The sequence below is a fragment of the Roseateles sp. AC306 genome (assembly GCF_979253795.1).
In genome coordinates this window covers 421,456-445,757 of the sequence record NZ_CEEDEB010000001.1, presented here as the reverse complement: position 1 = coordinate 445,757, position 24,302 = coordinate 421,456, and the positions used below count along the sequence as shown (strand labels likewise).

The 24,302-nt window shown below is 65.5% G+C and carries 17 protein-coding genes; 11 read left to right on the top strand and 6 right to left on the bottom strand.

What is annotated here, in order from left to right; all coding sequences use genetic code 11:
- Positions 1-19: 19 nt before the first annotated feature.
- Both AC0IZJ_RS01725 and glk read right to left on the bottom strand, forming a co-directional pair.
- Positions 20-2,779 carry a TonB-dependent receptor gene (locus tag AC0IZJ_RS01725; RefSeq protein ID WP_471846010.1) on the bottom strand — a complete coding sequence of 920 codons (2,760 nt, stop codon included), beginning with the start codon at positions 2,777-2,779 and terminating at the stop codon, positions 20-22.
- A 464-nt stretch (positions 2,780-3,243) separates the two neighbouring features.
- Positions 3,244-4,236, bottom strand: coding sequence for a glucokinase (gene glk, locus AC0IZJ_RS01720; protein WP_471846008.1), 993 nt, complete (start codon positions 4,234-4,236; stop codon positions 3,244-3,246).
- A gap of 310 nt (positions 4,237-4,546) precedes the next feature.
- Here glk and AC0IZJ_RS01715 point away from each other — a divergent pair, with 310 nt between their 5' ends.
- The 5 genes from AC0IZJ_RS01715 to AC0IZJ_RS01695 all read left to right on the top strand — a co-directional run bounded on the left by AC0IZJ_RS01715 (position 4,547) and on the right by AC0IZJ_RS01695 (position 12,576).
- The gene (locus AC0IZJ_RS01715) at positions 4,547-6,451 is read left to right on the top strand and encodes a glucokinase (protein ID WP_471846006.1); all 1,905 of its coding nucleotides are present in this window, start codon (positions 4,547-4,549) and stop codon (positions 6,449-6,451) included.
- A 150-nt stretch (positions 6,452-6,601) separates the two neighbouring features.
- Positions 6,602-7,738: an efflux RND transporter periplasmic adaptor subunit gene (locus AC0IZJ_RS01710; RefSeq protein ID WP_471846004.1), complete on the top strand. Its 1,137-nt coding sequence runs from the start codon at positions 6,602-6,604 to the stop codon at positions 7,736-7,738.
- A 625-nt stretch (positions 7,739-8,363) separates the two neighbouring features.
- Positions 8,364-10,361 carry an ATP-binding cassette domain-containing protein gene (locus AC0IZJ_RS01705; protein ID WP_471846002.1) on the top strand — a complete coding sequence of 666 codons (1,998 nt, stop codon included), beginning with the start codon at positions 8,364-8,366 and terminating at the stop codon, positions 10,359-10,361.
- A 5-nt stretch (positions 10,362-10,366) separates the two neighbouring features.
- Positions 10,367-11,755 (top strand): TolC family protein, encoded by a 1,389-nt coding sequence (locus AC0IZJ_RS01700; RefSeq protein WP_471846000.1) that lies wholly within the window; start codon positions 10,367-10,369, stop codon positions 11,753-11,755.
- A gap of 32 nt (positions 11,756-11,787) precedes the next feature.
- Positions 11,788-12,576 (top strand): glutaminyl-peptide cyclotransferase, encoded by a 789-nt coding sequence (locus AC0IZJ_RS01695; RefSeq protein WP_471845998.1) that lies wholly within the window; start codon positions 11,788-11,790, stop codon positions 12,574-12,576.
- 24 nt (positions 12,577-12,600) lie between these two features.
- On the opposite strand, the gene AC0IZJ_RS01690 is transcribed toward AC0IZJ_RS01695, so the two are convergent.
- Genes AC0IZJ_RS01690 through AC0IZJ_RS01680 form a run of 3 tightly spaced genes read right to left on the bottom strand, consistent with a single transcriptional unit; the run spans position 12,601 to position 14,711 of the window.
- A complete protein-coding gene (locus tag AC0IZJ_RS01690; RefSeq protein ID WP_471845996.1) occupies positions 12,601-13,062 on the bottom strand; it encodes a YybH family protein in 462 nt (153 codons plus the stop codon).
- A 57-nt stretch (positions 13,063-13,119) separates the two neighbouring features.
- Positions 13,120-13,503: a GFA family protein gene (locus AC0IZJ_RS01685; RefSeq protein ID WP_471845994.1), complete on the bottom strand. Its 384-nt coding sequence runs from the start codon at positions 13,501-13,503 to the stop codon at positions 13,120-13,122.
- A 29-nt stretch (positions 13,504-13,532) separates the two neighbouring features.
- Positions 13,533-14,711 carry an acyl-CoA dehydrogenase gene (locus tag AC0IZJ_RS01680; protein WP_471845992.1) on the bottom strand — a complete coding sequence of 393 codons (1,179 nt, stop codon included), beginning with the start codon at positions 14,709-14,711 and terminating at the stop codon, positions 13,533-13,535.
- A 140-nt stretch (positions 14,712-14,851) separates the two neighbouring features.
- Between AC0IZJ_RS01680 and AC0IZJ_RS01675 the strand changes: the two genes are divergently transcribed.
- Positions 14,852-15,769, top strand: a complete 918-nt coding sequence (locus tag AC0IZJ_RS01675) for a LysR family transcriptional regulator (protein ID WP_471847123.1) — start codon at positions 14,852-14,854, stop codon at positions 15,767-15,769.
- Here the strand turns inward: AC0IZJ_RS01675 and AC0IZJ_RS01670 are convergent.
- Positions 15,709-17,808 carry a hybrid sensor histidine kinase/response regulator gene (locus AC0IZJ_RS01670; protein ID WP_471845990.1) on the bottom strand — a complete coding sequence of 700 codons (2,100 nt, stop codon included), beginning with the start codon at positions 17,806-17,808 and terminating at the stop codon, positions 15,709-15,711. The two genes, AC0IZJ_RS01675 and AC0IZJ_RS01670, sit on opposite strands and share 61 nt — an antisense overlap.
- Positions 17,809-17,954: 146 nt before the next feature.
- Here AC0IZJ_RS01670 and AC0IZJ_RS01665 point away from each other — a divergent pair, with 146 nt between their 5' ends.
- From AC0IZJ_RS01665 to kynA, 5 genes are all read left to right on the top strand, one after another.
- A complete protein-coding gene (locus AC0IZJ_RS01665; protein ID WP_471845988.1) occupies positions 17,955-21,053 on the top strand; it encodes an STAND family AAA ATPase in 3,099 nt (1,032 codons plus the stop codon).
- Between the two features lie 57 nt (positions 21,054-21,110).
- Positions 21,111-21,275 carry a hypothetical protein gene (locus tag AC0IZJ_RS01660; protein ID WP_471845986.1) on the top strand — a complete coding sequence of 55 codons (165 nt, stop codon included), beginning with the start codon at positions 21,111-21,113 and terminating at the stop codon, positions 21,273-21,275.
- A gap of 270 nt (positions 21,276-21,545) precedes the next feature.
- The gene (kynB, locus tag AC0IZJ_RS01655) at positions 21,546-22,205 is read left to right on the top strand and encodes an arylformamidase (protein ID WP_471845984.1); all 660 of its coding nucleotides are present in this window, start codon (positions 21,546-21,548) and stop codon (positions 22,203-22,205) included.
- Complete coding sequence (kynU, locus tag AC0IZJ_RS01650) at positions 22,202-23,455, top strand: kynureninase (protein ID WP_471845982.1); 1,254 nt, start codon at positions 22,202-22,204, stop codon at positions 23,453-23,455. The genes kynB and kynU overlap by 4 nt, the downstream gene beginning before the upstream one ends.
- A 2-nt stretch (positions 23,456-23,457) precedes the next feature.
- On the top strand, positions 23,458-24,285 hold the full coding sequence (kynA, locus tag AC0IZJ_RS01645) for a tryptophan 2,3-dioxygenase (RefSeq protein WP_471845980.1): 828 nt from the start codon (positions 23,458-23,460) through the stop codon (positions 24,283-24,285).
- Positions 24,286-24,302 lie beyond the last annotated feature (17 nt).

Here is a 24,302-nt window from a genome sequence, read left to right as displayed (position 1 = left end):
CTAGCACCTGATCGCCGGATCAGAACTTGTAGTTCACACCCATCAGGTAGGTCTTGCCGTACTTGGTGTACTGCTTGGTCTGCGTGATGTCGTTGTTGTAGTACTCGACGTAGGGCTCATTGCTCAGGTTGTTGACCTGGAACAGCAGCGACAGACCCTTGGCCGCGCCGCTCTGGAACTCGTAGCCCAGCTGCAGGTCGGTGACCTTTTCCTTCTTGACGTACTCGAAGGCACGGTCAGCGCCGAAGCCCGTCACCTCGCCGACAAAGCCGTCACGGATGCGCGTGCTGATGCGTGCCGAGAAGCCGGCCTTCTCGTAGTAGGCGGTCAGGTTATAGGTGTTGGGCGACAGGCCGGGCAGAGGACGGCTGTCATCAGGGCCGAAGGGCGAGATCTTGCTTGCCACGTAGGCATAGCTCAGCTGAAGGCCAAAGCCGTCGAGGACGTTGCTCACCATTTGCAGCGGCAGCGACACGGCCAGCTCGGCACCGGACAGTGAGCCACCCGTGCCGTTGGCCTGGGTCTCGAACAGGCCGTTCGGGGAGGTCGGCGTGATGGTGCCGGTCGCGGTCGGGTTGCCGAAGCGCTCAACGAAATTGATGTTGATCTTCTGCTTGTAGATATAGGTCTTCAGCTCCTTGTAATAGGCCGCGACCGACACATAGCCCTTGTTGCCGAAGTAGAACTCGTAGGACAGGTCGACCGCATCCGCCTTCCACGGCTTGAGCGCCGGGTTGCCGCCATCACCCTTCCATTCGCCGAGCGCACCCTGATCATTGACCTTGGTGATGTCAACGCTGTAGGTATTGGTTGACCGCATGTCATCCATGCGCGGGCGGGTGATCTGGCGCGCCAGAGCAAAACGCAGGTTCTGGTTGCTGGCGACCTGCCAGGTCAGGTTCAGGCTGGGCAGCCAGTCCGTGTACTTGGTGCCGTAGGTGGTCGGGCTGGTGGTGGCGCCCTGGATGTTGAAGGCGTTGGACTTCTGGTCCGCATGAACCGCCTGCACCCCCAGGTTGCCGCGCAGTGGCATGCCCAGCAGTTCGGAGTCGATGTCGGCCCGGGCGAAGAGGGTCGTGATGTCTTCCTTGACCGTCCAGTCCTTGTTGATGATGTCCTTGTTGCCCAGGTTGGCACGCAGGTTGTAGAACTGCGCTGCGGCGGCGCGGGCGTCATAGGAAATGAAATTGCCCAGACCGGCGTAGGCCATGCTGTTCGGGTCCGACAGCAGATTGGCCGGAATGGTGGTCGGCGAGGTCTTGATGTCCATGAACCACTCGGGCACGTCGCGCGACTTCTGGCGCTGCGTGAAGTTCAGGCCGCCCTCGACGCCACTGAAAAACGCGAAGTCATGGCTGTACTTGGCGCTGACGCGCGCAGACTTGATCTCGTCCGTCACCTCGGGCTTCTTCAGATAGCCCGCCTGGCCCCAGCCACCGGCATCCACCAGCTTGATCAGCGCCGGATCGGCGTAATTGAGGCCAGCCGTGATGCTCGGCAGACCGCCGCCCACCGGCAGCACGACCTTGAAGGTGTCGGTCGCCCCCGAGCCACCAGGGCCCGTGCCGGCGTACATCTCCATGATGGATTCGTTGCGCTTGGCCTTGGACCAGCTCAGGTCGCCCACCAGCGTGAGCGCCGGGCTCAGCACCAGCTTGCTGTTCCAGCCGACGGCATCGATGGTGTCCTTGCGGTCGTTGACGTCATGGCGGAGCACGGGCTTGACGCCAACGTAGTCGCCCTTGGTCAGCACGCCGCCGGTGATGGTGTTGCCGTTGGTGACGCCACCTTCGACGACCGGGTTGTTCAGCCCCTGCGCACCCCAGGCCAAGCCAGCCTCGAAGCCGCGCTGCAGCGCGTTGCGCTCATAGGTCGAGTGGTAGACGTCGACGAGGGTCTCGAAGTCCTTGGACGGCTTCCACTGCAGCACGCCCATCAGGCCATTGCGCTTCTGCGAGGCCGACTCGTTGCGCAGCTGCACGCCGCCCGGCACGCGCACGTCCACGTAGTTGGTGCCGCCGAACGTGCCGGTGAAGTTGGGGTAGCCCCAATTACGGAAGTAGTTGTTCTGGTTGGGCGAATCGAGGCGCGCATAGCCCAGCGCGATGCCGACGGTGCGGTCGGCGAACTGATCGATGTAGGAGAAGCTGAAGCGGCTGCCCTTGTCGCTCGCTGCACCCGGGTTCAGGCGGCCCAGCGAGTTCTTTTCGCCGCGCAGGTTCACGGCCATCGTGCGGCCGGAGAAGTTCAACGGGCGCACGGTCTGCAGGTCGATGGTGCCCGACAAGCCCTGGCCGACGAGGGCGCCGTCCGGGGTCTTGTAGATGGTCACGCCGCTGAGCAGCTCGGAGGGGTACTGGTCGAACTCGGCGGAGCGGTTGTCGCCGGTGCTGACCTGCTCGCGGCCGTTCAGCAGCGTGGTGGCGAACTGGCCAGCGAGACCGCGGATCTGCACTTCCTGGGCGCGGCCGTTGACGCGCTGCGCGGTCAGGCCCGGCAGGCGGGCGATCGACTCGGCGATGGACGAGTCGGGCAGCTTGCCGATGTCTTCGGCCGAGATCGCCTCGACGATGGAGTCACTGTTGCGCTTGACCGAGATGGCGGCCTCAATGCCCTTGCGGATGCCGGTGACGGTCACCGTTTCCAGTTGCTGGGGCGAAGCAGCTTCCTGCGCCGTTGCGCCGGCGGCGGCGATCAGCAGCGCGCAGCCGATGGCCACCGGGCTGATGCGGAAGGACACGGCGGCAACCGAACCGTGCTTGTTTTTGCTCTGGGTCATGAATGTCTCCTCTGGATCATTGGAAAGCGGCTTGGCCCGCAGCGCGCCCGGGCGGTGGCGCACGACTTTTGGGCGAGAACCCTACGTCTCGGCCTGGTTTGTATCAAAACTAGATTTTTAACCGCACCTGCGTAAACCCTAGACGTTGCGAAGAAACGACCTGGTTTCTACGCAATACCACGGGTTAACCAGCATGGAATCACCGAATCGACATCAGACCGACTCCATATAAACCCACAGAAGCCGCTTCTTTGTAGCGCAACTACACGCTGATGTGTCGATGACCAACAACCCGAAAAGAGGCATCACCGCCCGGTTTTGCACCAGGCAGGCAGGGCTGCGCCGCCAGCGCAATGCAGCGCCAGCGGTCAGGCCCAATGAAGAGAGGTCGCCGAGCCGGGCTGCGGCGTGACGGCGGTGAAAGAGGATTGGCAGCCGGCGAGCGAAGCCCGCCGCGCCGCGCGTCAGGCGTCGGCCTGCTCGAGCGCCAGCGAGGCGCCGGAGAGGGCGGCCAGCGTGTCGGTGATGAGGGCGGTGGGGATGCCGTCGACGAAGGTGTGTAGGCGCCCCTTGGCCTCGAAGCGGGCGCGGAACTGCGACTTGAAGAAATAGTCGCCCAGGCGCGGCACGATGCCGCCGCCGATGAACACCCCGCCGCGCGAACCCAGGGTTAGCGCCACGTTGCCGGCAAAGCTGCCCAGCAGGCCGCAGAACAGCTCGAGCGTGCGTGCGCAGGCAGGAGATTCACCCGACAGGCCGCGGGCCACGATCTGGTCGGCCGGCAGCGCGGTGACGTCCTCGCCCTCCCCCAGGGCTGCGGCTACCGAGCGGCACAGCACCGGCAGGCCGATGCCCGACAGGAAACGCTCGGCCGACACATGCGGGAATTCGCGGCGGGCTGCGGCGAGCACCGCGCTTTCGAAATCGTCACCGGGCGCCAGCGTCGCATGGCCACCCTCCCCCGGCAGCGTCAGCCACAGGCCCGGCGCACGGATGACGCCACCCACGCCCAGGCCCGTGCCCGGGCCGATGACGGCCAGCACGGTGCCCACGGGCACATCGCCGGTGGCGGCGGGGGCCTCGCCCCAGGCGCGCAACTGATGCGGCCGCAGCCGCGGCAGCGACAGCGCCTGCGCCTCGAAGTCGTTCAGGCACAGGAAGGTCTTCAGGCCCAGTTCAGCCTGGGTGCCCGAGCGGGAGAAGTCCCAGGCGCCGTTGGTCAGCGCGATGCGGTCGCTCTGCACCGGCGTTGCCAGCGCAAAAGCGGCGCTTTGCGGGCGAGCCGAGCCGGGCGCCTGCCCATCGAGGTAGGCGCGCACGGCCGCCGCTGGGCCGGCGTGGGCCGCCACAGGCAGCACGCGGACGTCCTCCACAGTGGCGCCGGGGCCGGCCACCGTGCCAAAGCGGGCATTGGTGCCGCCGACGTCGGCGACCAACCAGGGGTACGGGGCGCTCATGGGCGCACTCCGACGGTCATAGCGAGGAAATTCAGGTTCACGGGGAAGGCTTTGGCAGACACGGGGCTGGAGGGTGCAATTTCGGCGCGGCGGACGGTAGCAAAACTACATCAATTTCACAATACAAGTTCACCCGGGAGGGGACCCTGATGAGTCAGAAACGCTTTCACCATTGCCCATCCCGGCCTTCTCCGCGGGGAAACTCAGCACGACTGAAGCTGTAGTGAAGCTACAGCAAAGGTGCTGCCAAGAGCGTTTGCCGGCCTGCTGAATAATCCGCCGGTTTCCCCTCCCCGGCCCGACCGCACCCATGCCCCGTTTCGACAGCCCACGCCTGCTTGCCGATATTGGCGGCACCTATGCCCGTTTCGCGCTGGAAACCGGCCCTGGCGAGTTCACGCAGGTCGCCTCGCTGCGCTGCGCCGACCACGCCGATTTCCATGCCGCCGTGCGCGCCTACCTGGCAGGCCTGAAATGGCAGGACGGCGCCTCGCAGCTGATTGCGCACGCCGCCATCGCCATCGCCAACCCGGTCGAGGGCGATCGGGTGCGCATGACGAACTACCACTGGCAGTTCTCCATCGAGGAGATGCGCCAGCGCCTGGGGCTGGACACCCTCGTTGTCGTCAACGACTTCACCGCGCTGGCCATGGCTCTGCCCCGGCTGGCGGAGGTGGACGTGCACCAGGTCGGCGGCGGCCAGGCGCGGCGGCCCAGCGTCATCGGCCTGCTGGGCGCGGGCACGGGCCTTGGCGTGTCGGGGTTGATCCCGGCCGGTGAAGGCTGGATCGCGCTGGGGACCGAGGGCGGCCACGTCAACTTCGGCCCGCGCGACGAGCGTGAGATGGACATCCTCAAGTTCGCCTGGAAGAGCCTGAACCAGGACCACGTCTCCTACGAGCGCTTGATCTCCGGCCCCGGCCTGGAGCTGATCTACCGCGCGCTGGCCGACCGCCATGGCGCCGCCGTCGAGCCGCTGCTGGCCCCGGCCATCACGCAGCGCGCGCTGGAGGACGGCGATGCGCTGTGCCTGGAGACGCTGGAAGTCTTCTGCGGCCTGCTCGGCACCTGCGCCGCCAACCTGGCCGTGACGCTGGGCTCGCTGGGCGGCATCTACATCGGCGGCGGCATCGTGCCGCGCCTGGGTGAGTATTTCGACCGCAGCCCGTTCCGCGAACGCTTCGAGGACAAGGGGCGCTTTCGCGACTACGTGTCGGCCATCCCGACCTTCGTCATCACCGCCGAGCACGCCACCTTCAAGGGCGCCTCGGCCATTCTTGAAAACCAGCTGCGCAACCTGCAGGCCTCGCCCGGCTCGGCCATCCTGGGCCAGATCCGCCGGGCGCGCAGCGAGCTGTCGCCCGCCGAGCTGCGCGTGGCCGACCTGGTGCTGGCGCAGCCGCGCTCGGTGCTGAACGACCCCATTGCCGAGATCGCCCGCGCCGCCGGCGTCAGCCAGCCTACCGTCATCCGCTTCTGCCGCTCGCTGGGCTGCGAGGGCCTGTCGGACTTCAAACTGCGGCTGGCCTCCGGGCTGACGGGCACGGTGCCGGTCACGCACACACAGGTCAACACCAACGACTCCATGCTGGAGCTGGGCGCCAAGGTGTTGGGCAACACGGCCAGCGCCATCCTCCAGGTGCGCAGCCACCTCAACCGCGACACCATCGACCGCGCCACCGAGATGCTGCTGGCGGCCCACCGCATCGAGTTCTTCGCGCTGGGCCACTACGGCGTTGTGGCGCAGGACGCGCAGTTCAAGTTCCTGCGCTTCGGCATGCCCTGTGGCGCCTACACCGACCCGCGCCTGCAACTGCTAGCGGCCGACGTGCTGCGCGAGGGCGACGTGGCCGTCGTCATCAGCAGCGGTGGCCGCCTGCCGGAGCTGCTGGCCGTCGTCGAGAAGGCGCAGGAGCGCGGCGCCAAGGTGGTGGCCATCACGGCCAGCCAGAGCCCGCTGGCCAAGAAGGCCGACGTGACGCTGATCGTCGACCACATCGAGGACATCGCCACCCACCTGCCGATGGTGAGCCGCATCCTGCACCTGCTGGTCATCGACATCCTGGCAGTGGGCGTGGCCATGCGCCGCAACCCGGACAGCATCGCGGCGTTGTCAGGCGGCGAGGACGACGTCGCGGCCAAGCCCGCGCGCAGCACCGCACCGGGCATCAGCACGGCTTCGCCGCTGTCGCGGCTGACGTCGCACAGCCGCTGAACCGACGGTGGGCAAGCCCTGACCCCCGCGTGACTTTCGCCTTGCGCGCATCCGCGCACGACGATGCGCCGTCGCCCGGCCTGCCGCCGCACGACTGATACGCTAGCTCCCCATGCCGGGGCACAGACCCCGAGTCATTTGGGAGGGACATTGAAAGCATTCCTGAAACGCTGGCGCCTGCGCCTGATCGTCATTGCAGTGATCGCGGCTGGCATCGCCTGGTGGGCCACACGCAAGCCGCCGCCACCACCACCGCCGCCCACCGGCGTCGTCGCGCTCGCGGACATCACACAGGCCGTGCAGGCGGCTGGCGTGCTGCAGGCCAAGACCAAGGTCGACGTGGGCGCCCAGGTCAGCGGGCAGATTCAGACGCTGCACGTGCAGCTCGGCCAGCAGGTGAAGAAGGGCGAACTGCTCGTCAGCCTGGACCCGGAACTGGCACGCAGCGACGTCGCCCAGGCCGAGGCCGCGCTGGCCCAGGCGCGCGCGCAGCTGGACAGCAGCAAGGTTGACGCCGAGGCGTCGCGCCGCGAGGTCGCGCGCCAGCGCCGGCTGCTGAGCGGCCAGGCCACTGCGGCCATCGAGGCGGAGCGGGCCGAGACCGACCTTGCCAAGATCGAGGCCGCGCTGCGCGGCCAGGCCGCCACGGTCGCGCGCTTCGAGGCCGACCTCGACAACCGCAAGCTGCGCCAGTCCTATACCCGCATCACGGCGCCGATGGACGGCACGGTGGTCAATCTGCCAGTGCAGGCCGGCCAGACCGTCATCGCCATCCAGGTCACGCCGGTCATGCTGACGCTGGCCGACCTGGACACCATCACCGTGCGCGCCAAGGTGCCCGAGGCCGACATCCAGTCCATCAGGATCGGCCAGACGGCGCGCTTCTCGACGCTGTCCGGCGAGGGCAAGCGCTACGAGGGCAAGCTGCGCGTCATCCAGCCCGTGCCGGAGCGCGCCGGCAACGCGGTGTTCTACAACGTGCTGTTCGACGTGGACAACCGAGACCGCGCGCTGTTCAGCGACATGACGGTGCAGGTGGACATCGAGACGGGCTCGGTCACGCAGGTGCCCGCAATGCCCATCGTGGCTTTGGGCGAGCGCGGCAAGGATGGGCGCTTCACGGTGCAGGTGCTGGATGCGGCGAACAAGCAGGTGCCGAGGCAGGTGAAGGTCGGATTGCAGGATGGCGCTCGGGTTCAGGTGCTGGACGGCGTGAAGGCCGGCGAGAAGGTGCTGCTGGCGCCGCCGAGTGCGGCGGACTCCGCGGCTTCTGCGGCGAGCAACTGATGGGTAGCCTTGATCGTGGCTGCGGCTTGATGCCAAGGCCCAGCCGGGATTTCGTCCCGGCAGCCGACTCACTTTTTGCGCCGCCAAAAAGTAAGCAAAAAGCTCTCCCCTGCGAAACCGGCCCTGCGGGCTGCCCTGCGATGCTCGAAGCCCAGGGCTCGCGCAGAACTCACTTCGCTACGCTCCGTTCAGACAACCGCGCGAAGTCAGTTGTCGAAGCGCGCTTCGCGCGCGCCCTGGGCTTCTGCGCTTCTCGGCGGTTTAGAAGGGGAGGCCCCGAACAGCCAACAGCCGCAACAGCCAACAGCCAAGCCCGAACGCCGGCCGGTGGATGTATTTCTCTTACCCCCTTTAGCCCCGCCGAGCAGCGGAAGGACTTGAAGCCGCGCGCGAAGCGCGCTACGTCAACTGACTTCGCGCAGTTGTTTGAGCAGAGCGTAGCGGCGCGAGTTCTGCGCGAGGCTTCAAGGCGTGAGCAGCGCAGGGAACCCGAAGCGCAGCGTAGGGCGGGGCGGTCGGGGGGAGCTCTTTGGTTACTTTCTGGCGGTCCAGAAAGTGACTCGCCCGCCGGGGCGAAATCCCGGCTGGGCCTCACCCTTAACGCCAAAGCAACGGAGGCTTCCCAATGCCTCTGATCGAACTCAACAACGTCGCCCGCCACTACCAACTCGGCGAAATCGACGTCCCCGCCCTCGACGGCGTGAGCCTCGCCATCGAGGCTGGCGAGTTCGTCGCCATCATGGGCCAGTCGGGCTCCGGCAAGAGCACGCTGATGAACGTGCTCGGCTGCCTGGACAACCCCACCAGCGGCCGCTTCCTCATCGGCGGCACCGACGCCGGCACGCTCGGTCCCGACGAGCTGGCCGCGCTGCGCCGCGAGCGCTTCGGCTTCATCTTCCAGCGCTACCACCTCCTGCCCCACCTGGACGCCCGCGCCAACGCCGCGCTGCCGGCCGTCTACGCCGGCGTGGGCCTCAACGCCCGCGGCGAACGCGCCCGCGCGCTGCTGGAACGCCTGGGCCTGGGCGACCGCCTGCACCACCGCCCTAACGAGTTGTCCGGTGGCCAGCAGCAACGCGTGTCCATCGCGCGGGCGCTGATGAACGGCGGCCAGATCATCCTGGCCGACGAGCCCACCGGCGCACTGGACTCCAACTCCGGCGCGGAAATGTTGCGGCTGCTGAAGGAGCTCAACGAGCGCGGCCATACCATCATCCTGGTCACGCACGATGCTGCCGTGGCTGCGCATGCGCGCCGCGTCATCGAGCTGAAGGACGGCAAGGTCGTGGCCGACAACGGCACGCCCGCGGGCCATGTGCCGCCCGCCGAGCTGCCCAGCGACGCTCCGCCGGTGAAGCAGAGCGCCTGGCCGGGCCGCTGGCTCGTGCAATGGCGCGAGGCCGTCGCCACGGCGCTGCTGGCGCTGAAGAGCAACCGGCTGCGCACGGCGCTGTCCATGCTGGGCATCAGCATCGGCATCGCCTCGGTGGTCAGCATCGTTGCGTTGACGACGGCGGCTCGCGACTCCATCGAGAGCAACGTCGCCAGCATGATGTCCGGCCGCATCCCCGTCTGGGCCGGCAATCCCTCGTTGCCGCCCGGTGTGCAGGCCAAGCCGTTCCGGCCCAACGAGATCGATTCGCTGCGCGCACTGGACGGCGTGCGCGGCATCACGCTGAACCGGCAGATGCAGCTGACGGCCCACCACCGCTCGCGCGACGCGACCATGCAGGCCGTGGCCGCCGACGCCAATACGCTGAAAGGCCGCAAGCTCAAGCTCGTGCAGGGACGCTACTTCGGCGCCATGGATTTCGAGGCCCACAGCCAGGTGCTGGTGCTGGACGAGAAGGCGCGCGACGCGCTGTTCAAGAAAGGCGAGTCGCCGATTGGCCAGGTGGTGCTGCTGCAACTGGGCGGCGGCCCGCCTGTGAATCAGTGGGTGCCGCCCTCGGCCGCGCTGCCCTTCACCGTCATCGGCGTCGCCGCGGCCGACGGTGGCGCGATCAGCTTCAGTGGCGGGATGAGCCAGCTTTACCTGCCCAACACCACGTTCGGGCGCAAGCTGGAATCACGCGCCGAAGTGTGGAGCTTCGACGTGCAGCTGGACACCAGCGTCCCGCCGCAACAGGTGCGCGAACACGTCATCCACCGCCTGAAGGCCCTGCACGGCCGCGAGGACTTCAGCAGCTTCAACGCTGAAGAAGAGTTCCGCAAGTTCCAGAGCATCACCAGTGCGATGGCTGCCGTGTTTGCTGGCGTGGGCGCCATCTCTTTGCTGGTGGGCGGCGTGGGCGTGATGAACATCATGCTGGTGTCGGTGTCCGAGCGCACCCGCGAGATCGGCATCCGCATGGCGGTCGGCGCGCGCCAGGGCGACGTGAGGCTGCAGTTCCTCATCGAAGCCGTCGTGCTGTGCTGCCTCGGTGGCCTGGTGGGCGTGGGCTTGAGCTGGTTGGCCGCGCAGGGGCTGAACGCCGTGCAGAAGCAGGTCGTGGTGGTCGTCAGCTGGGCAGCGCTCGGCGTGGCCTTTGCGGTGTCCAGCCTGGTGGGCCTGATCTTCGGCACGCTGCCCGCGCGGCGCGCTGCGGCGCTGAGCCCTGTTGATGCGCTGGCTCGGGAATGAAGAACATGAAAACAAGACTGACCTCGATGGCCCTGGCCGCCGCCATGCTGCTGGCCGGCTGCGCCCACGGCCCCGTGGACAAGGCGCCGGAAGTGGCCCTGCCCACCGCCTGGAGCCAGGCCGGCGGCGACACCACACCCGACTGGGCCGGCCTGCTGGACCCCACACTGGCCGCACTGCAGGCCCGCGCGCTGGACGCCAACCGCGACATCGCACTGGCCGCCCAGCGCTGGAAGCGCGCGCAATTGCTGGCCGACCAGAGTGCGCTTCGCTGGACGCCGAGCGCCGGCCTGTCCACCAGCGCCAGCCGGCCGCTCGAAACCAACACCACGACACGCAACGTCGATGTCGGCGGCGTGACCATTCCGGTCACCTCCTCCACCGGCGTGAGCCGCAGCTACGGCGCCAACCTCGGCGTGGGCTACGAGCTGGACCTGTGGGACCGCCTGGCGCAGACGCAGGCCGCCCAGCGCGCCAACGCCGAGGCCACGCGCACCGACATCGCCGCGGCGCGCCTGCTCATCCGCAGTCAGGTGGCCGAGGCCTACTGGACGCTGGCCTCGCTGCGCGCCCGTCAGCCGCTGGCCGACACCCAGCTCGCGATCACCCGCGAGACGCTGGAGCTGACGCGTGCCCGCGTCCGCGAAGGCAAGCTGCTGCCCATCGAGCTCGACAAGATCGCCGCCACCGTGCAGGCCGCCGAGAACCGCCTGGCCGACCTGGCCGCCGACACGCTGCTGCAACGCCAGCGCCTGGCCCTCCTGCTGGACGAACCCTTGCCCGGCCCGTCGCCGGACGCGGCCCTGCCCGCCAGCGAGCCGCCGCAATGGCGCCTGGCTGAACCCGCCGACGTGCTGGCCCGCCGCCCCGATGTGCAGAGCGCCCGTCTGGGTGTGGACGCTGCATTGGCACGGCTGCGCGCCAGCGAGGCTGAGCGTTACCCGCGCCTGAGCTTCTCCGGCAACATCGGCACGGGCGGCTCGCATGCCAGCGACTGGCTGTCTCAGCCCCTGGCCTCGCTGGGCGCCAACCTCGTCGTGCCGATGATCGACTGGAAGCGCCTGGCGCTGTCGCGCGACGGCGCCCGCACCGAACTCGACACCGCCGCGCTGACGCTGCGTGACACGCTCTACAAGGCGTTGGCCGACATCGAAACCCAGCGCATCGAGGCTGAGCGCCTGGCCCAGCAGCTCACCGCCAACAACGGCCGGTTGCGCGAGGCCGTCGAGAACGAGCGCCTGGCCACACTGCGCTACGAAGCCGGCGCCATTGCCCGTGCCGACTGGCTGCAGGCCAGAAGCGCCCGCCTTGACGCCGAGCAGAACCGCATCCAGCTGCGCGCCCAGCAGTGGGTGCGGCAGGCGGCGTTGTTCAAGGCGCTGGGCGGCGCGTGAACAGCCGCCGCTGCTTGGTTTAGGCTGACGGCATGCACCTGAACTTCGACCCGCGCCGCCGTGCGCTGCTGGCTGCGCTTGCGGGCGCCGCCAGCACGCCCTCCGTCGCTGCCGCGCCCTCGCCGCCCGTCCACGGCTTCAAGATCGTGCGCAGCTATCCGCACGACCGCGATGCCTTCACGCAAGGCCTGTTCTTCCACGACGGTTTCCTGTTCGAAGGCACCGGCCTGCGCGGGCGCTCCAGCATCCGCAAAGTGGAGATCGAGACCGGCCGCGTCGTGCAGGCCGTGGAGCTGCCGCCGGACGTGTTCGGCGAAGGCATCACGCAGTGGGGCGATCGCATCATCGGCATCACCTGGCAAGAGGGCACGGCCTTCGTGCTGGACCTGAAGACCTTCAAGCTCTGGCGCAAGTTCACTTACCCCGGCGAGGGGTGGGGCATCACGCAAAACGGCAAGGAGCTGGTCATGAGCGACGGCACGGCGGAGTTGCGCTTCCTGGACCCGCTCAGCTTCAAGGAACTGCGCCGCGTGCGCGTCACGGCCGGCGGGCGGCCGGTGGACCAGCTCAACGAGCTGGAATGGGTGAACGGCCAGGTGTTCGCCAACATCTGGCAGACCGACCGCATCGCCCGCATCGACCCCGCGACCGGCCATGTCGTGGGCTGGATCGACCTCACCGGCCTGCTGCCCTCGAACCAGCGCAGCGGCAACGACGACGTGCTCAACGGCATTGCGTATGACGCGACGAAGAAGCGCCTGTTCGTCACGGGCAAGCTCTGGCCCCGGTTGTTCGAGATCCAGCTGACTTCGCCGCGCTGATCAGTCAAGCGCCATCCAAGCGCTTCAGCGGCAGACCTCGGAGCCCTGGTCGAACACGATCTCCCAGCCGCCCGCGGGCTTGCGACGCCACACGGACTGGAAGCGCGCGATTACCTTGCCGTCGGGGCTGCTGACCGGGCCGCTGCTTTGCGCCAGGTCGCCGCTCGGCAGCACGAGGACGAGATCGGGCACCCAGGAGAACGGCGGCGTCGGGCCGTCGAAGAACTTCGTCCAGCCGGCGATCACCGCGTCGGGGCCATGCTGCGGTGTCTTGCCGTTCAGCCAGATCGTGTCGGGCGCCAGGAAGCGGCGGAAGGCCGCCAGATCGCGGTCGGCCATCGTCTTGGCGAAGGCCGTTTCGGTGGCCGTGACCTCGGCCACACGCTTGGCGATCTCGGCGGCGCTGGGCCAGGCCTGGGCGCTGGCCGTGCCGGCTGCGGCGGGCAGCGAGGCGGCGGCCAGCAGGGCGTTGCGGCGAGTGGTCATGGCGCTCTCCTGGGTTGGGAGCCGGAGCATGCCTCGCAGCGCTCCGCATGACTCAAGTCATTCGCCGGAGGGCCGGTCCTCGTCGTGCTGCTCTGCGCCGGGTACGGGCCGCAGCCAGGGCTCGCGGCGCTTGACCCACAGCTCGTAGCTCGGCACCAGCGGCGTGGGTGCCTGCGACAGGATGCCGAGTTTGATCTCAGCCTCGCGCTCGTCGACCGTGAACAGCCTCGACCCGCAGCCCGAGCAGAAGCGCCGTCGCTGGAACTCCGCCGTCTCACCCGTGAACTCGAACTGCGACCTCGGCCAGATGCCGTAGAAGGTGAAGGCCGAGCCGCTTTCCTTGCGGCAGTCCATGCAATGGCAGATGCCGACGCGAAGCGGCTCGCCGCGGACCGAGAGTTGCACCTTGCCGCAAAGGCAATGTCCCGAGAGCACCGTCATGGCTGTCTCCTGTGCTGATTGCTGGGGACCTAGAAAGCTGCGATGCCGGTGATCGCCCGCCCGAGGATCAGCGCATGGATGTCGTGCGTGCCCTCATACGTGTTCACCACCTCGAGGTTGACGAGGTGTCGCGCGATGCCGAACTCGTCGGAGATGCCGTTGCCGCCGAGCATGTCGCGCGCCATCCGGGCGATGTCCAGGCTCTTGCCGCAGCTGTTGCGCTTCATGATGGACGTGATCTCCACGGCCGCCGTGCCCTCGTCCTTCATGCGGCCCAGGCGCAGGCAACCTTGCAGGCCCAGCGTGATCTCGGTCTGCATGTCGGCCAGCTTCTTCTGCACCAGCTGGTTGGCCGCCAGCGGCTTGCCGAACTGCTTGCGGTCCATCGTGTATTGGCGTGCCGTGTGCCAGCAGTCCTCGGCGGCGCCGAGCGCCCCCCAGGCAATGCCGTAGCGCGCGCTGTTCAGGCAGGTGAACGGACCCTTGAGGCCGCGCACATCGGGGAAGGCGTTCTCCTCGGGGCAGAACACGGCGTCCATGACGATCTCGCCGGTAATGGACGCGCGCAGGCCTACCTTGCCGTGGATGGCCGGGGCGCTCAGGCCCTTGGCGCCCTTGTCCAGCACGAAGCCGCGGATCTGCCCGCCGTCGTCCTTGGCCCACACCACGAACACGTCGGCGATCGGGCTGTTGGTGATCCACATCTTGCTGCCGGTCAGCTCGTAGCCACCGTCCACCTTGCGGGCGCGCGTGACCATGGAGCTGGGGTCGGAGCCGTGGTTGGGCTCGGTCAGGCCGAAGCAGCCGATCCACTCGCCGCTGGCCAGCTTGGGCAGGTACTTGCGCTTCGTCGCCTCGTTGCCGAACTCGTTGATCGGCACCATCACCAGCGACGACTGCACGCTCATCATCGAGCGGTAGCCCGAATCCACGCGCTCCACCTCGCGGGCGATCAGGCCGTAGCAGACGTAGTTCAGGCCGGCGCCGCCGTACTCGCTCGGGATGGTCGGGCCCAGCAGGCCCAGCTCGCCCATCTCGCGGAAGATGCCGGCGTCGGTCTTCTCGTGGCGGAAGGCCTCCAGCACGCGGGGCTTGAGCCGCTCCTGGCAATAGGCGGCGGCCGCGTCGCGCACCATGCGCTCGTCGTCGGTGAGCTGCTCGTTCAGCAGCAGCGGGTCGTCCCAGTGAAAGCTTGCCTTGTGGGCCATGGCGGTCTCCTCTTAATCGGTGGCGGGCTCGGCGGTGGGCCGGGCGCAGATGGCGCCCAGTATTCCTCCGCTACCCGATTCGTGTCCAATTCAAGAAACGACTCCGACCATTCGTCATGCCTATCGACGCCACGCGCACGCTGGAGTTCCGCCACCTGCGCTATTTCCTTGCGCTGGCAGAGGAACTGCACTTCGGCCGCGCCGCCCAGCGCCTGGCCATCTCGCAGCCGCCGTTGTCCGTCGCCATCCAGCAACTGGAGGCCAGCGTCGGCGCCCGCCTCTTTGACCGCGACAGCAAGGGCGTGCGCCTCACGCCGGCCGGTGTCGCCTTCCGCGCCAGCGCGCAAGGCCTTCTCGACCGCGCCGAGGACGCCTGTGCGCTGGCCCGCGAGGTGCAGGCCGGGGAGGTGGGGCGGCTGCGGCTGGGCTTTGTCGGCTCGACGCTGTTCAACGGGCTGTCGGCGTGGTTGCAGGCCTTCCAGGCCAGCCACCCCAGGGTCGAGGTCGTCGTGGTGGAGCTGAACTCGCAGGACCAGATCGACGCGCTGCTCGGCGAGGAGCTGGACCTGGGCCTCGTCCACACCGACCGCCTGCCGCCGGCGCTGGCCTCACAGCCGCTCTACAGCGAACCGTTTCTCGCCTGCCTGCCGGCGGGCCACGCGCTGGCAGCGGCGCAAGAAATCCCGCTCGCGGCCTTGAGCGACCAGCCCTTCATCCTCTTCTCCCGCAAGGGCTCGCCGGACTACCACGCCCGCATCGTCGAGATCTGCCGCGAGCACGGCTTCTACCCACGCCTGCAACACGAGGGCCGGCACTGGCTGTCGGTTGTATCGCTGGTGGCTCAGGGCCTCGGCGTGAGCATCGTGCCGGCGGCGTTCCAGCGCGCAGGAATCCAGGGAGCAGTGTTCAGGCCGCTGGCGGAGGCAGTTGAGGGGTCGGCGGTGTTTGCGGCGTGGCGCAAGGACGCGCCGCTGGTTTTGCGCGAGCGCTTCCTGGCTCAGCGCCCTGAACTCTCGTCGGCCGCCTTGGCCATCAGCAGTGCATCCACCGCCGCGTAGTCCACCGGCTTGACGAGGTGGTGGTCGAAGCCTGCCTCGGCCGAACGGCGCCGGTCCTCGGCCTGGCCCCAGCCACTGGTGGCGATCATGAGCACGCCCTGCCCCCACGGCGTCTCGCGCACCTTGCGGCAGACCTCGTGGCCACTCAGGCCGGGCATGGCGATGTCCAGCAGCATCGCCTGCGGCTGGAAGGCCTGCGCCATCTCCAGCGCCTCCGTGCCGTTCGCGGCGGTGCGCACGTCGTTGCCGCCCAGCGAGAGCAGCAGCGAGAGGCTCTCGGCCGCGTCTGCGTTGTCGTCGGCCACCAGCACACGCAGGCCCGCGGGCGCAAAGCCTGCCGACGCCTTCTCAGCGGCAGCCGGCGCCACCAGCTCACGTCCTGCCAACGGCAGCCGCACGATGAACTCGCTGCCCTGGCCCACGCCAGCGCTGTACGCCTCCACGCTGCCGCCGTGCCGCTCCACCAACTGGCGTACCAGGGTCAGGCCAATGCCCAGGCCGCCGCCCACCTGCGCGTGTGAGCGCTGCACCTGCGTGAACATGTCGAACACGCGGTCGAGCATCTCCGGTGCGATGCCGATGCCGTCGTCGCGCACCGACAGCACCGCCTGCGCGGCCTCGCAGCGCAGGCTCACCTCCACGCTGCCGCCGTGCGGCGTGAACTTGGAGGCGTTGCTGATCAGGTTGGACAGCACCTGGATCAGGCGCGTCTCGTCGGCGTCGACGATGCAGTCCTGCTCGGGCAGACGCGCCAGCAGCCGGTGGCCGGCCTGCTCCACGCCCGGCTGGCTCGTCGCCACGGCCTGGCGCACGACACCGATCAGCGACAGCGGCTCGCGCTTCAGCTCGACGAGGCCGCGCGTCAGTCGCGAGAGGTCCATCAGGTCGTCGATGAGCCGCACCATCTGCACCAGTTGGCGCTCCATGATGTCGCGGCTCGAATCAAGAATGCGTGGATCGTGCGGGACCCGGCGCTGCAGCGTCAGCGCATTGCCGATGGCGGCCAGCGGGTTGCGCAGCTCGTGCGCCAGCGTCGCCAGGAACTCGTCCTTGGCGCTGTTGGACTCCGCCAGCTCCTGCGACAGCTCGCGGTATCTGGCTTCGTTGGCGCGAAGCGCGGCGTCGGTCACCTCGCGGTCCGTCACATCGGCACCCTCGACGAAGATGCCGGTCACCGTGCCGTCCTTGCCCTTGATCGGCTGGTAGACAAAGTCCACGAAGCGCTCGGCAGCGGCCTCGCCCGGGCGGCTCTGCGACATGAACCTGGCGCCGGTGGCGATGTAGGCCTCGCCGGTCGCATAGACGCGGTCCAGCAGCGCCCCGAACCCCTGCTCCACGGCGTCAGGCATGGCCTCGGCCAGCGTCTTGCCGACCACCTCGCGGCCCACCAGCTTGAGATAGCTGGGGTTGGCGATCTCGAAGCGGTGGCTCGGGCCGCTGAGCAGTGTCATGAACGTCGGCGCCTGCTCGAAGAGCTGCCCCAACTGGTCGCGCTCCGCCGCCATGCGCTGGTTGGCCAGCACCTGCTCGGTCGTCTCGGTGCACACCACCAGCACGCCGCCGATGCCGTTCGGGCTGTGCTCGTCGTCGATGGGGCTGTAGCTGTAGGTCCAGTACACATCCTCGTGCCGCCCGTGGCGAGTGATCGGCACCAGGTGGTTCACGTTCCAGGTCGCGCCCCGGCCCTCGCGCACCTGCTCGATCTGTGGGCCGATGATGGGCCAGATCTCCTCCCACACCTCACGCGCGGGCCGCCCCAGCGAGCCGGGGTGGCGCTCCGGGCCAATGCATTCGCGGTAGGCGTCGTTGTACAGGCAGGCGCCCTCGGCGCCCCACCAGATGTACATCGGGTGGCCGGTGTTCAGGATGAGCCGCACCATCGCGCGCAGCGGCTGCGGCCAGGTCTGCGGCGCACCGAGGGACGAAGTGGACCAGTCATGGGCGCGCATCAGGGCGCCCATCTCGCCGCCACCGGAGAGGAAGGCGAGTGCGGCCGGGTTGGCGGGCGCTGTCGCGCTGTGGGTCGAGGAGGCTTCCATCTTCCTGCTGGGGATCGGCGTGGGCCGATTGTCAGGGATGCCTATTCGAGCGCCTCGAGTTACCAGCTCTACATAGCCTCTAGGGCTGTAGCACTCATTGCGTCTCCGGGCTGCACCTCGTGCAGGACGCCCTGAAGCTCCCTAAGATGAACCCGTCGAAGTCGCCTCGGGCGGCAACACAAAACCAAGTTCGAAAAATTTCCAGGGAGGCTGCAGTGTCATCAAAAGTTCTGTTCCTACATCTGAGCGATATCCATATCAGAACCGCTAAGGATCCGATTCTTGTTAGGGGCCCTCAGATTGCTGCAACTACATTTGCGAAGTTGCCTGAAATTGAGTCGTTGATTATTGTTATTTCCGGCGATATAGCATGGAGCGGCCAACGAGATCAGTATGAATTGGCAAAGACCCTCCTAAAAGATCTTCAAAAATGCATTCACGCAGAATCCCCCAATCTATCTATTCACACGTTCGTGTGCCCTGGAAATCACGATTGCGACTTTGACAAGAATAGCGACACGCGCGATGCAGTGCTAGCAAAAATACGAACTCAAGCTGAAACCCCGAGTGAATCTCTTGTAGCCACAGCAACAAGCGTTCAACACGACTTTTTCAAGTTCCGAAATGAAAGCTGCGGCAATCCCTGGGCAATTGACACACCATTGACGTGGCAGACATCAATACAAGTAGGCGGAGTGGATATTGGCATCCGCTGTCTAAATGTTGCGTGGATGTCTGAGATTAAAGAAAAGCAAGGCGCACTCAGTTTTCCCTCCTCTGCAATTGTGCCGTTCAAGTTCGACAAGGAGAAAGGGCTGGCAGTTTCAATTCTTCATCATCCCTTCAATTGGTTTAGTCAGTCGTCATATCGCACTTTTCAAGCAACGGCGCGTCGAGAGAGTCATCTTATTTTCACCGGGCACGAGCATTTCCCCAACGCAGGAGAGATTTCCGATCTTCAAAGTTCGCCTAGTGTATTTGTAGAGGGGGGCGTGCTATACGAAGCCGGTTCAAATGAGTCAAGCTTCAATATGGTGCTTGTGGACCTCAGAACCGAACAGTACTTGACGGAAATCTACAACTGGAACGGAGTCAGGTACCTTGCCGATGTAGATGGTGATGAAATTGGGTCGCTGCGCACACTGCCCTCGAAAGGCAGTTCCGCATACAGACTCAACGATGATTTCAGCGCTTCGCTAATTGATCCTGGCGCAAATTTCAGTCACAGCGCGAAGAAGAACCTGACCATTGAAGATATTTTCGTCTGGCCTGAATTGCGCGACTTAAATGATACCTCGCTCATAAAGAAGCAGATTAGTGGATCGCATTTGCTGGATCTTGCAAACCTTAACGGAGGAGTAATAGTCAAGGGAGATGAGAAAGCTGGCAAAAGCACACTGCTGCGCCGCTATTTTTCTTCTTATTTTGACCGCGGATATCTCCCAATTTACTTTAGAGCAAACTGGTTCACCAAGGCGCATCAAACCGATCACGGACGCGCACTAAAGTACGCACTGGATCGGCAGTATATCCACAAGCAGCACCAAGATTGGCAACAGGAGTCCCGCAGCAAGAAGGTTCTTTTTCTTGATGATATTGACTCCAGTAACCTATCTCCCGAGGCTTTATCAGACTGTATTGATGGGCTGTCGAAGTTCTTCGCGGGCGTGGTAGTAACAGCAACAGACGCGGCTTCCGCGCTTGACCTATTCTCAATTGATCGAGTTGATGCATTGCGAGGATATTCGCAATACGAAATCAGAGAATTTGGGCACAAAAAAAGATTTGAACTCGTCTGCAAATGGGCTGAGATCGGTGACGCTCACGATGAATCCACATCCAAATGGATGGAGACCATTGATAAGTGGGAAAAGGATCTTACCCAAGCCATCGGTCGGCAGTTTGTTCCAGCAGCACCAATTTTCTTGCTGACCCTGTTGCAAAGTATTGAATCAGGACGGACAGCAGACCTGCAGAATAGCGCTTTCGGGCACTACTACCAATTCCTTATAACGTCAGCTCTACAACAAATTGGAATTGAACGCGAGCAGTGGGGCGAGTTAATAAATTACTGCTCAAATCTTGCCTGGTTTGCCAGCACAAAGAGTCAGCGCACGTTTACAGATAGTGAACTTAAGCAGTTCAACGACTACTACAGCAGAGAATTCACCCCTGTGGATTGGGAACGAAGACTAAGGGACCTTACTGCGGCGGGAGTGCTTGCCCGAGCTGATGCCGACATTGACTTCAAATATCCCTACCTATACTATTTCTTTCTCGGACAATACTTTGCCGACCGTGTTCACGAGAAGGAAATTCAAGATCATCTCGTCGGCCTTTGTGATGACCTTCATTTGCGCGACAACGCCAATATTTTACTATTCACCAGCCACCATACGCGTAGCCCCGTGATATACGAGGGTATTGGACAAGCCCTGGATAGATGTTTCAGTGACAGTGCCCCGTTTGATTTTGATCGAGATACTGCGTTATTAAATAAGCTTGTGGATTCGGCGCCCCGCCTTATCTACACCGAAGAAAATACTAGAGTTAGCCGTGCTCGGGCGCGTGAAACAGAAGATCTACAAGACAACATGATCGGCGCTCCGGACGAGGGAGCTGAGGTGGTAGCTGCGATATCTCGATTGTTCCGAGGAATGGAAATTCTTGGGCAGTTCTTAAAAAACCACTATGGCACGACGAAAAATGCAATCAAGGATGAACTTATAAATAAGCTATTCCAGAGTGCTCTTCGAGGGTTGTTTGGGGCGACAGAGATTATCGTAAACGACTCAGAGATGCTCGCAGACCAGGTGGAGCAATTCCTCAAGAAAAGAAATCCTGGAAAATCCTCTGATGAGGTAAAGAAGGTTGCCAGGAGATTTGTCTTTGACCTTGTTGGGCTAATAACATTCGGATTCGTTCAAAAAACCGCAACATCTGTGGGGTCGCCCTACCTCCGAGAAAACCTTACGAAGGTTGTGGAAAGCAAGGGGGGATTGGGCTATTCACTAATTGAAATGGGGTACCAGTTAGATCTGCCGAACGGAATTCCTTTTGCAAAGCTGAAAATCCTCAACAAATCAATTGAGGGCAATGTCTTTGCACAGTCACTACTGTGCTCAATGGCTCTGAGGCATTTGCATATGTTTAAGGTTCCATATAAGGATAAGCAACGACTATGCGAGGAATTGAACATTACCCTGAATAAACAGCTTGCTCTTCAGCGCGATCAGAAGAGTTAGAGCCTGCGCGCCGTCAGTGGACCCGGCAGCAGCCGGCCCCCCGTCCACACCGGCACGGTGGCCGCCAGCGTCAAGGAAGCGACGCAGGGCGCCAAGCTACTTCGACTTCGTCAACGCCGGTGGCGGCGTCAACGGCCAGAAGCTCACGCCGTGTCCCTGGACGACAAGTTCGACGCCAAGCTGGCCGTGACCAATGCCAAAGCGCTGATCGCCCTCTTCTGAACCGCGGCACGGCGCTGACATAGGCCGTCAATGCCGCTGCTGACTGAGCACAAAATCCCGCCTGCGCGATGCGCTGCATGGGCCGCTTCGACGTGGGATACAGCGCCAAGGACCACAGCGGCCTGGACTATGTGGACCTGGCCATCATTGACCAGTCGGGCAAGTTCCGGCGCTGAGGCGCCCTCGCGTCCGGGGCGGCGGCGCGGATTGACAGGGAGTTGGAATTAACCGACACCATGACCGTCCAGGCAAAGCTAAGGTGCCGCCGCCATGAGCAGTTCCAACGCTTCATCCCCCGCCCCACCCCGCCTCTGGGACATCTCCCCCACCGTCGCCCCTGACGCGCCCATCTTCCCGGGCGACGAGCCCTACAGCCTGCGCTGGACGGCGCAGCTGTCGCCCGACTGCCCCGTCAACCTGAGCGCCATCACGATGTCGCCCCACGTCGGCGCGCATGCCGACGCGCCGCTGCATTACGCCAATGACGCACCGGCGATTGCCGACGTGCCGCTGGACACCTATCTGGGCCGCTGCCGCGTCATCCACGCCATCGGCGCGGCGCCGCTGATCACGGTCGAGCATCTTCAGCATGCCGAACAAGACCTGCCGCCGCGCGTGCTGGTGCGCTGCTGCAAGCGGGCCGACACGGTGTGGAACCCCGCCTTCACGGCCTATGCGCCCGAGGCCATCGAGTGGCTGGCCGCGCGCGGTGTGCGGCTGGTTGGCATCGACACGCCCAGCGTGGACCCGGCCGACTCCAAGGCGCTGAGCAGCCATCAGCAACTGCGCCGCCTGGACCTGCGCGTGCTGGAAAACCTCGTCCTCGACGACGTGCCCGAAGGCGACTACGAACTGATCGCCCTGCCACTCAAACTACAAGGCGCCTGTGCCTCCCCGGTGCGCGCCGTTCTCAGAGAGCTGCCCCAATGAACCTCGACGATGCCAAGCGGCTAGACGCCGCGGATCCGCTGCGCTCCCTGCGCGACCTGTTCACGCTGCCCGACGGCATCACCTACCTCGACGGCAATTCCCTCGGCGCCCTGCCCCGCGCCACGCCCGAACGCATCAGTCGTGCGGTGGAACAGGAGTGGGGCCAAGGGCTGATCAAGAGCTGGAACACGGCCGGCTGGATCGACCTGCCGCGCCGCCTGGGCGACCGGCTGGCGCCTTGGTTGGGCGCGCGCCCCGGCGAGGTGCTGGTGGCGGACTCGACCTCGGTCAACCTCTACAAGGTGCTGCACGCCGCGCTGCAGCTGCAGCAAGGCCAGCGCCGCGTCATCGTCAGCGAGCGCAGCAACTTTCCGACCGACAACTACATCGCCCAGAGCGTGGCCCGCGCGCACGGCGGCGAATTGGTCCTGGCCGAGTCGCCGGAGGACATTCCGCCCCTTCTGGATGAACGCTGCGCCGTGCTGATGCTCACGCATGTGAACTACCGCAGCGGCCGCATGCACGACATGGGCCTGCTGACGCGCTGGGCCCACCAGGCCGGCGCTCTGTCCGTATGGGACCTGGCGCACAGCGCCGGCATCGTGCCCATCGACCTGCTGGGCAGCGCGGCGGACTTCGCCATCGGCTGCGGCTACAAATACCTGAACGGCGGCCCCGGCGCACCGGCCTTCGTGTGGATGCACCCGCGCCACGAAGGCCAGGTCTGGCAGCCGCTGACGGGCTGGCTCGGCCATGCCAACCCCTTCGACTTCGACAGCGAATACCAGCCTGCGCCGGGCATCCAGCAATACCAGTGCGGCACGCCAGCCGTGCTCTCCATGACCGGGCTGGACACGGCGCTGGACGTCTACGACGCCGCGGCAAAGGTGGGCGGCATGAAGGCGCTGCGCAACAAGTCCCTGGCGCTGACCGAGGCCTTCATCGGCGGCGTGGAGCAGCGCGTGCCGGGCGCCGTCATCGCCACGCCGCGCGAGGCCGCGCTGCGGGGCTCGCAGGTGTCGTTCTCGCTGCCGCAGGACGTGGACGGCTACGCCGTCATGCAGGCGCTGATCCACCACGGCGTCATCGGCGACTTCCGCACCGGTGACCCGGAGTTGCTGCGCTTCGGCTTCGCGCCGCTGTACAACGGCTTTGCCGACGTGGCGCGAGGCGTGGAGGTGCTGGGTGACATCCTGGACAAGCGCAGCTGGGACGCGCCCGAGTTCACCAGCCGCAGCAAGGTAACGTGACCGTGTCGACCACCGAACACCACGGCGCCCAGCTCGACTTTTCGAAGGAGATGAGCTACGGCGACTACCTGCAGCTCGACGCCATCCTCAGCGCCCAGAAGCCGCTCTCGCCCGACCACAACGAGATGCTCTTCATCGTGCAGCATCAGACATCCGAGCTGTGGATGAAGCTGATGCTGCACGAGCTGCACGCGGCCATAGCCAACGTGGCGGCCGACCGCCTGCCCGAGGCCTTCAAGATGCTGGCGCGGGTGTCGCGCATCATGGAGCAGCTCGTTCACGCCTGGGACGTGCTCGCGACGATGACGCCGCCCGAGTACAGCGCCGTGCGGCCCTACCTGGCCAAGAGCAGCGGCTTCCAGAGCGCGCAATACCGGCGCATCGAGTTCCTCCTCGGCAACAAGAACGCGGCCATGCTCAAGCCCCATGAGCACCGCCCCGACCTGCTGGCCCAGGTGCAGGAAGCCTACGCAGCCCCGTCGCTCTACGACGAGGTGCTGAAGCTGATGGCGCGACGCGGCATCGCCGTGCCGGCCTCGCACACGCAGCGCGACTGGACCCAGCCCTACGCGGCCGACGACGGCGTGAAGGACGCCTGGCTGGTGGTCTACCGCGCGCCCAAGGACCACTGGGACCTCTACCAGATGGGCGAGGAGCTGGTCGATCTGGAGGACGCCTTCCGCCTCTGGCGCTTCCGCCACGTCACCACCGTGGAGCGCGTCATCGGCTTCAAACGGGGCACCGGCGGCACGGGCGGCGTGAGCTATCTGCGCAAGATGCTGGACGTGGTGCTGTTCCCGGAGCTGTGGGCGCTGAGGACGGAGCTCTAGAGCGCCCAAACCTAAAA